This window comes from Chitinimonas sp., assembly GCF_036568685.1.
Classification (GTDB): domain Bacteria; phylum Pseudomonadota; class Gammaproteobacteria; order Burkholderiales; family Chitinimonadaceae; genus Chitinimonas.
The window spans coordinates 1-9,274 of sequence record NZ_DATCSC010000091.1 but is presented as its reverse complement, the minus strand read 5'-3'; the positions used below and the strand labels follow the sequence as shown (position 1 = coordinate 9,274).

Annotated in this window: 8 protein-coding genes; all 8 read left to right on the top strand. The window is 62.4% G+C overall.

What is annotated here, in order from left to right; all coding sequences use genetic code 11:
• The coding region (gene rfbF / locus VIM95_RS13515) for a glucose-1-phosphate cytidylyltransferase (protein ID WP_331986483.1) at positions 1-708 on the top strand (708 nt) is incomplete at its 5' end.
• The gene (gene rfbG / locus VIM95_RS13510) at positions 693-1,745 is read left to right on the top strand and encodes a CDP-glucose 4,6-dehydratase (protein WP_331986481.1); all 1,053 of its coding nucleotides are present in this window, start codon (positions 693-695) and stop codon (positions 1,743-1,745) included. The genes rfbF and rfbG, both read left to right, overlap by 16 nt.
• A 25-nt stretch (positions 1,746-1,770) precedes the next feature.
• Entirely contained in the window at positions 1,771-3,084 is a 1,314-nt protein-coding gene (rfbH, locus tag VIM95_RS13505) for a lipopolysaccharide biosynthesis protein RfbH (RefSeq protein ID WP_331986479.1), read from the top strand.
• 11 nt (positions 3,085-3,095) lie between these two features.
• Entirely contained in the window at positions 3,096-4,598 is a 1,503-nt protein-coding gene (locus VIM95_RS13500; RefSeq protein WP_331986477.1) for an N-acetylneuraminate synthase family protein, read from the top strand.
• Between the two features lie 4 nt (positions 4,599-4,602).
• Positions 4,603-6,444, top strand: coding sequence for a thiamine pyrophosphate-binding protein (locus VIM95_RS13495; RefSeq protein ID WP_331986475.1), 1,842 nt, complete (start codon positions 4,603-4,605; stop codon positions 6,442-6,444).
• Positions 6,444-7,097 (top strand): HAD family hydrolase, encoded by a 654-nt coding sequence (locus VIM95_RS13490; protein WP_331986473.1) that lies wholly within the window; start codon positions 6,444-6,446, stop codon positions 7,095-7,097. The genes VIM95_RS13495 and VIM95_RS13490 overlap by 1 nt, the downstream gene beginning before the upstream one ends.
• Positions 7,094-8,137: an NAD(P)-dependent oxidoreductase gene (locus VIM95_RS13485; RefSeq protein ID WP_331986471.1), complete on the top strand. Its 1,044-nt coding sequence runs from the start codon at positions 7,094-7,096 to the stop codon at positions 8,135-8,137. Before VIM95_RS13490 ends, VIM95_RS13485 begins: the two co-directional genes overlap by 4 nt.
• Positions 8,138-8,247: 110 nt before the next feature.
• Complete coding sequence (locus tag VIM95_RS13480) at positions 8,248-9,090, top strand: FkbM family methyltransferase (protein WP_331986469.1); 843 nt, start codon at positions 8,248-8,250, stop codon at positions 9,088-9,090.
• The last annotated feature ends 184 nt before the right edge of the window (positions 9,091-9,274 follow it).

Sequence of the window (9,274 nt, the reverse complement as noted above, 5' to 3'; positions counted from 1 at the left end):
ATGATAGAGATCGGTGGCAAGCCCATCATCTGGCACATCATGAAGATCTATTCCCACCACGGGATCAATGAGTTCGTGATCTGCCTGGGCTACAAGGGCTATGTGATCAAGGAGTACTTCGCCAACTACTTCCTGCACTCGTCCGATGTGACCTTTGACATGGCCAAGAACGAGATGACGGTGCACCAGCGCTATGCCGAGCCCTGGAAGGTGACCCTGGTCGACACTGGTGAGAACACCATGACCGGTGGCCGTTTAAAGCGCGTGCGCGAGTATGTGGATGGGGAAGATTTCTGCTTTACCTATGGTGATGGGGTGGCTGATGTGGACCTGCCGGCGCTGGCTCGCTTTCATGCCGAGCGCCGCGCCGCCGGCCACTTCGCCACTGTGACGGCGGTTCAGCCGCCAGGGCGCTATGGCTCGCTTGATGTGGACGAGCAGAATGTGGTGGCTGGCTTTCTGGAGAAGCCGCGTGGTGATGGTGCCTGGATCAACGGCGGCTTCTTTATGCTGGGCTCCGAGGTCTTTGACTATATCGACGGCGATGCAACCTTGTGGGAGGCTGAGCCGATGATGCGGCTGGCGCGCGATGGCCGTCTGGCGGCCTTTCGCCACAATGGCTTCTGGGCCGCCATGGATACCGTGCGTGACAAGGCCAGGCTGGAAGAGTTGTGGGCCAGCGGGGAGGCACCTTGGAAGGTCTGGTAGGCGCGCTGTCTGCCTGGCGTGGCAGGAAGGTGCTGTTGACCGGGCATACTGGCTTCAAGGGGAGCTGGTTGTCGCTGGCGCTGGCCTCGGCCAGCGCCGAGGTGCACGGTTTCAGCCTTTCGGTACCAACCCGGCCTGCGCTCTATGAAATGGCGCGGGTGCGTGAGTTGCTGACCAGCTCGGTCATGGCCGATATACGCGATTTTGCCGCCGTACAGGCGGCGGTGCAGGCGGCGCAGCCCGAGGTGATCTTCCATTTGGCGGCCCAGCCGCTGGTGCGGGAGAGCTACCGTACGCCGCTCGAGACCATGGCCACCAATGTCATGGGAACCGCCCACCTGCTGGAGGCGGCACGCCAGGTGTCGTCGGTGAAGGCGGTGGTGGTGGTTACCACGGACAAGTGCTATCAGAATCAGGAGTGGCAATGGCCCTACCGGGAGCGGGATGCGCTCGGCGGGCATGACCCCTACAGCGCCAGCAAGGCCTGCGCTGAGCTGGTCAGCGCCTGCTGGCGCCAGTCATTCGACGGCCCGCTGATTGCTACGGCGCGGGCTGGCAACGTGATCGGCGGCGGCGACTGGGCAGCCGACAGGCTGGTGCCCGATATCCTCTCCGCCCTGGCCGATGGCCGACCGGTGGTCATACGCCGGCCCCATGCCGTGCGGCCGTGGCAGCATGTTCTGGAGCCGCTGTCGGGCTATCTGCAACTGGCGGAGGCCTTGCTTGATGGCAAGGGGGCCGAGGCCTGGAATTTCGGTCCGGTGGACGAGGACAGTGTGGCCGTTGCTGAGCTGGCGGGCAGTCTGTGCCGCCTGTGGGGCGACGGCACGCTCTCGGTGCAGGATGACGGGGGGCCCCACGAAGCCGGCCTGCTCCGGCTAGACAGCAGCAAGGCCCGCCAGGCACTGGGCTGGCGGCCACGCTGGCGACTGGAAGCGGCACTGGCTGCGACCTCTGACTGGCACCGAGCCTGGCTGTCGGGTGCGGACATGCAGCGACTGACCATCCAACAGATTTCGAGCTACTTTCAGTCCTAGCTCAGCTTAACCAGGACTTCCCCCCATGCAAGCGAATGAACTACGGCGCGAGATATTGGCGCTGGTTGCCCGCTATGCCGAAGCAACCGCCTCGGAAAAGACCTTTACCGGGGGCAGCGATCCGGTACCGCCGTCCGGCAAGGTGATCGGTGCGGCCGAACTGTCGGCCATGACCGACGCCGTACTGGATGGCTGGCTGACCACCGGGCGCTTCAACGAGGCTTTCGAGCAGCGCCTGGCGCAGACCCTGGGCGTCAAGTACGCACTGACGACCAACTCGGGCTCATCGGCCAACTTGCTGGCCTTCAGCACCTTGACCTCACCGCGCCTGGGCGAGCGGGCCATCAAGCCGGGTGACGAGGTGATCACGGTGGCGGCCGGCTTCCCCACCACGGTCAACCCCATCCTGCAGAATGGGGCGGTGCCGGTCTTTGTCGACGTCAGCCTGCCTTGTTACAACATTGACGTCAGCCTGCTGGAAGCGGCACTGACGCCGAAGACGCGGGCAGTCATGATCGCCCATACGCTGGGCATCCCCTTCGAGCTCGATGCCGTGGTGGCCTTCTGCAAGCAGCATGGTCTGTGGCTGGTCGAGGACTGCTGCGATGCGCTGGGCTCAACCTACCGCGGCAGGCAGGTGGGTGGTTTTGGCGATATCGCGACCTTGAGTTTCTATCCGGCCCACCACATCACCATGGGCGAGGGTGGGGCGGTGTTCACCAACAACCCTGAGCTGCGGCTGATTGCAGAGTCGTTCCGCGACTGGGGGCGTGACTGCTATTGCGCGCCGGGCAAGGACAATACCTGCGGCAAGCGCTTTTGCTGGAAGCTGGGTGATTTGCCGGAAGGGTATGACCACAAGTACACCTATTCGCACCTGGGCTATAACCTCAAGATCACCGATATGCAGGCGGCCTGCGGCCTTGCCCAGCTTGACCGGCTGGCGGATTTTGTGGCGGCCCGCAAGGCGAACTACGCCTATCTGTATGCGAGGCTCAAGCGTTGCGAGGAATTCCTGCTGCTACCCGAGGCGACCGAAGGTAGCGAGCCGGCCTGGTTTGGCTTCCCTATCACGCTCAAGCCGGCGGCCAATACGACCCGCGTCGACCTCTTGCAGTACCTGGACCAGCGCAAGATCGGTACTCGTTTGCTGTTTGCTGGCAACCTGACGCGCCAGCCCTATATGAAGGGGCGTAACTACCGGATTGCCGGCGAGCTGGCTAATACCGACCGCATCATGCACGACACCTTCTGGATAGGCGTATGGCCGGGGCTTGAGACCGCGCAGCTGGACTATGTGTGCGATGCCCTGGAAGCCTATTTCGGCACCAATTTCTGATGGGAATCCCTATGAGTAACCTGAACTCGCCATTGTTCATTCTTGAGATGGCCAACAACCATATGGGGGATGTCCGGCACGGTGCTGCGATCATTCGCGCCTTCGGCAAGATTGCCCGGCAGTACCCTTTCCGCTTTGCCTTCAAGTTCCAGTATCGCGACCTCGATACCTATATCCACCCGGCCTTCCAGGACCGTGAGGACCTGAAGTACGTGAAGCGCTTCAAGGAAGCCCGACTCAACGAGGCCGAGTTCAAGGCGCTGCTGGTTGTCATGAAAGAGGAGGGTTTCGAGGCGATCTGTACCCCCTTCGACGAGCCTTCGGTGCAGAAGATCGTTGAGCACGGCTTTGACGTGATCAAGATAGCCAGCTGCTCGCTGACCGACTGGCCGCTGCTGGAGGCGATTGCCAAGGCGGGCAAGCCGGTGATTGCCTCGACCGCGGGTTCCTCGATCGAGGATATCGACCGCGTGGTCAGCTTCCTGCAGCACCGCAACATCCAGTTCTCCCTGCTGCATTGCGTGGCAGAGTACCCGACCGAGGACGCTGGCCTGCAGCTTAACCAGATTGATCTGCTGCGCGGCCGCTACCCGGGTGTGCCGGTGGGCTACTCCACCCACGAGCATCCGGACAACCGTACCGGTGTGGTGGTGGCCTTGGCCAAGGGCGCGAGCATTTTCGAGAAGCATGTTGGTATGGCCACCGAGCAATGGCCGCTCAACCTTTATTCGGCCAGCCCTGAGCAGGTGGATGCCTGGTTGGCCGCCGCGGCCGACGCCTTGCGCATGTGCGGTACACAGAGCGGTCGCTACACGCCTTCCAAGGTGGAACTGGATAGCCTCAACAGCCTGCGCCGTGGTGTCTTCGTGCGCAATGAGGTGCCGGGCGGCAAGAAGATCGGTTCGGATGATGTCTTCTTCGCCTTCCCGCCCGAGCCGGGCCAGTTGCTGGCGAATGACTGGTCCAAGTATGCGGAGTACCAACTGCTGCAGGGCTTGAAGGCAGGCGATGCCCTGCGCAAGGACAATGTGGTCTTTCAGGACAGCCGGCAGCAGATCTACGGTATTGCCCAGCGCGTGAAGGCGCTGTTGGCCCAGGGCCATGTGGTGGTGCCGGGCGGGGCTGAGCTGGAGATCTCGCACCACTATGGCCTGGAGCGCTTCGATGCCTACGGCTTGACCATGATTACGGTGGTGAACCGCGAGTATTGCAAGAAGCTCTTGGTCCTCCTGCCAGGCCAAACCCACCCCGAGCAATATCACCAGCAGAAGGAAGAGACCTTCCATGTGCTGCACGGCACGGCCGAGATACAGCTCGATGGTGAGGTCCGTACCGTGAAGGCCGGCGACGTGGTGACGGTGCCCTGTGGCGTACGTCATGCCTTCAGCAGCGCGACCGGTTCGGTGTTCGAGGAAATCTCAACCACTCACCACAAGAACGATTCCTTCTACACGGATGCGGCTATCCAGGCCAACCCCAACCGGAAGACCTTCCTGAAGTACTGGCTGGATTGAACGTATGACGATCAAACGCGTAGCAGACTACATCTTTGACGTACTGGCCGCCGAAGGTGTGCGGCAGGTCTTCCTGCTGCCTGGCGGAGGAGCCATGCATCTGGTTGATGCTGCCGGTCAGCATCCCGATATCGAGTACATCGCCCATCACCATGAGCAAGCGGCGGGGATTGCGGCCGAGGCGAATGGACGGGTCAACGAGAATATCGGCGTTGCTCTGGTGACGACCGGCCCGGGGGCTACCAATGTCGTGACCCCGGTGGCCGGAGCATGGATCGAATCGACCCCCTTGCTGGTCCTTTCGGGCCAGGTCAAGCGGGCCGACCTCTTGCGCGGCCGGCCGTTGCGACAGATGGGCGTGCAGGAAGTGGACATCGTCAGCGTGGTCGAACCGATCACCAAGTATGCGGTGACGCTGGAAGACCCGGCTGCTGTCCGCTACCACCTGGAAAAGGCGCTCTACTTGGCGCGTACGGGCCGCAAGGGGCCGGTCTGGCTGGATATTCCGCTGGACGTGCAGGCCGCCAGCGTCAATACCGAACAGCTGCAGGGTTTTGACCCGGTGCAGGATGGCCTGGCTGCGCCTGTGCCACCCGCGTCGGCCCTGCTGGACGAGCTCCACGCCGCCCTGGCCGCGGCCGAGCGCCCGTTGTTCCTGCTCGGGCATGGTGTGCGCCTGTCGGGCGCGGCTGTACAGATCACCGAGCTGCTGGCGAAGTTTGCCGTGCCGGTGGTTACCACCTGGAACGCCCTGGATCTCTTGCCCTTCGAGCATGCGCTCAATGTGGGCCGGCCAGGCGCGGTGGCGCTGCGGGCACCGAACTTTGCGGTTCAGAACTGCGACCTGCTGATCGCGGTCGGCTCCCGTCTCGACAATGTAGTCACCGCCTACAACCCGCAGCTTTTTGCCCGCAATGCGCGTAAGTTCGTAGTCGATATCGACCCGCACGAGCTGGCGCGGCAGACGCTGCCAGACAGCACGGTGATCGAGGCCGATGCGGCCGCCTTCTTTGCGGCGCTGTCTGCTTACCCGGCGGTGACCTCGCCGCAGGCCTGGCGCGAGCGCTGCCTGGCCTGGAAGCAGCGCTATACGGTGTGCGACGGGCAGCCGTTCCCGGCCGAGGGGCCGATCAGCCACTTCCATTTTGCCGATGTACTGAGCGATGCGATCGAGCCTGACACCATGGTGGTCACCGGCAGTTCGGGCCTGGCGGTGGAGGCGGTCTATACCGTCTTCCGCAACAAGCCAGGTCAGCGCATGTTCCTGACCTCGGGCCTGGGCGCCATGGGCTACGGCCTGGCAGCGGCGATCGGTGCCTGTGTGGCGGCGGATCGGCAACGTACCGTGTTGATCGAGAGCGACGGCAGCCTGCAGCTGAACCTGCAGGAGTTGGCGACGCTGAAGTCCTTTGACCTTCCCATCGTCTGCGTGATCATGAACAACAATGGCTATGCGTCCATCCGCAACAGCCAGCGCAATTATTTCAACGGTCGCTATGTGGCGACCGGGCCTGAAGCCAAGCTGTTCATGCCCGACGTGCTGCAACTGGCGGCCTGTTATGGCCTCAAGGCGGTACAGGTTGATGACGCGACCAAGCTGGGCGAGGTGTTGCGTGACGCCATGCAGCAGCGTGGACCCTTGCTGGTGGATGTGCGCCTGATCGAGAACGAGGTGCTGTGGCCCAAGGTGGCGGCGGTGCCGCAGGCGGATGGTTCGATGATTTCGCTGCCGCTGGAGGATATGTCGCCGCTGCTGCCTATCGAGGAGCTGGCGGGCAACCTGAGCGGCGCGGTGCCGGCGGCCAGCTATACGGCCCGTGGCCTGACTCTGCCAGAGCAAGCCTGATGACGGCAGCAAACCAGGGCATGTTGCCGGAGCGCTTTATCTTGGACCTGGACGGTACCTTGATCGACTCGGCACCGGGCATACTCAGCACCTTCGAGCAGGTGCTGGCGGCGCACCGCATTACGCCAGTCCGCCCCATTGACGCCAGCCTGATCGGCCCGCCGCTGAAGCTCGCCTTGCGCGAGATGACCGGCATCGGTGACGAGGGTCAGCTCGTGCAGTTGAGTGACAGCTTCCGGCACGTCTATGACCATGAGGGCTACAAACTGTCACAGCCCTATCCAGGCATAGGCGATTTGCTGAGCAAGTGGCGGGCGCTGGGTCTGCCTGCCTATATCGTTACCAACAAGCGCGAAGTGCCCACACTGCGCATCCTGGCCTATCTGGGCTGGGAGGGTCTGTTCGAGCGTGTCTATGCAATCGATAGCCGCACGCCGGCCTACGAGAACAAGACAGTGGCATTGGCGACCTTGCTGCGCGATTGCGCGATTGACCCGGCGACCTCCGTCTATATCGGCGACACCCGGTCTGACGAGGAAGCCTCGCGCGCCAATGGTTTGTCCTTTACTGGCGTTGCCTGGGGTTATGGCGCGCTGGTCGGAGAGGGCGTGGTCGAACAGGTGGCCGATCTGCCCTACTGGGGCGTGGCATGACGGTATCGCTGCGGTCCCCGCAGGTGGCGCAGGACTTCCTGCGCCTGGACCTACAATTGGGGACCCTGGCGGCGCTGGCCGGCAAGCGGCTTTTTATTACTGGCGGGACAGGCTTTTTTGGGCGTTGGTTGCTGGCAGCGCTGGCTGCCTTGAACGAGCGGGGTGTGCCGGTTTGCGTGGATGTGCTGTCGCGCGACCCCGAGGCGTTTCTGGCGCGCGAGCCCGGCTATCGAGGCGTGTCCTGGTTGCGTTTGATCCAGGGTGATGTGACCACGCTGGCGCCGGGGGCGGCACGCTACGACTACGTGATCCATGCAGCGACCGATACCGCCCCAGCGGCCCAGGCGGACAAGCCGCAACTTTACGAGCAGATCGTTGATGGGGCGCGCCGGGTGCTGGCCTTTGCCAGTGCTAGCGGCGCGCAGCGCATATTGCTTACCGGTTCGGGGGCGCAGTATGGCCGCCAGCCAGACGATATAGACAGTTTTGCCGAGAATTGCGGCCTGGCTTGCGACCCCTGCGACCCTGACAGTGCCTATGGCGAGGCCAAACGGGCAGCCGAGATGCTGGCGGTGTTGCATGCCCAGGTAAGTGGTTTGGAGCCGGTATTCGCCCGCTGCTTTGCCTTTGCGGGGCCGGGCCTGCCATTCGACGGGCATTTTGCCATCGGCAACTTTATCCGAGACGCTTTGTATCGGCGGGAAATCACGGTTCTGGCAGACCGTGAAGTGTGGCGCAGCTATCTGTACGGCGCCGACCTAGCGATCTGGCTGCTCGTATTGCTGCTGCGCGGCGAGGCCGGGCAGGCGTATAACGTGGGCTCGCACGAATTCGTCACGCTACAGGCGCTGGCCGGCCGTATTGGCGCGCTGCTGGCGCCGGCCAAGCCGGTTAGGCTGACGGCAATAGAAGAAGGGGTGGGGCGTTCGCGTTATTTGCCCGATACCCGCCGCGCCGCGACTCTGGGGCTGGTTGCCTGGACCTCGCTAGATGCGATTATCACTCACACTGCATGCTGGGCGGGCGAGCCTGATCGTTAGGCCTGCCGGCGCAACAGGAGTTGGCTGGATTCCGCAGTCATGCGGCGCAGGCTGTGCCTGTTCATGGCGGGCTTAAGCCTGTCTGGTGGATTGTTATTGAGGAGTAGACTGTGAGTTTGTTGATAGATGGGCCCCTGCGTCGAATCCGGCAATGCCGTCATGGCCTGATGGGCTATTTCGTGCACGACCAGTATGTTGGCAAGTCGCTGGATATTTATGGTGAGTTTTCTGAGTCCGAGGTATCGCTGTTTCGCGAGATCGTGAAACCGGGCGATATCGTGCTGGAGGCAGGTGCCAATATCGGCAGCCATACCTTGTTCCTGGCGCGCGCGGTCGGCCAGGCCGGCCGGGTGCTGGCGTTTGAGCCACAGCAACGCGTCTACCAGATGCTTTGCGCCAACCTAGCGCTCAATGAGCTGTTCAATGTTGACCCCTTGTTGTGTGGCCTGGGGGCCCGAGCCGATATCATGCAGGTGCCGCGCTATGTGCTGGACCAGGAAATCAATGTCGGTGGCGTAGCGCTGTGCGAGGGACTGAGCCGGCCCGGCTATGAACCGGTGGCGATCCGGACCGTAGACAGCTTTCAGCTATCGCGCCTGGATTTCCTGAAGGTGGATGTCGAGGGTATGGAGCATGATGTGCTGGACGGCGCGCGCGAAACCATATGGCGTTGCCGACCCATCATGTATTTGGAGAATGACCGGGAAGAAAAATCTGAGGCACTGCTGGAGCTGGTCGATGAGCTGGGTTATCGCGCCTGGTGGCACTTGGCGCTGATGTACAACCCGAATAACGTGGCGGGAAATAGCGACAATATCTTTTCCGAGCTGGTCTCGGTGAATATCTTCTGTGTACCCAAGGAGCTGCCAGTCCAGATCAACAATTTTGCGCCGGTAGCCTCGGCGAAGGACTGGTTTACCCGCGACGGCATACCCAGGTCGGCTGCCTACTAACTACCCGATGGGTAGCAAGGCTCAGGCCAGGAAGCGCTCTATTGTCTTGGCCGAGGGGCTGTGACCGACACGGTAGAGGTAGCCGTAATTGGCGGCTACGTACAGATCCTCAATGAGACTTGGTACGTCGCTGAAGGCGGCGGCAAAACGCTCATGGACCCAGAAGGCGTTGACCCCAGAGATG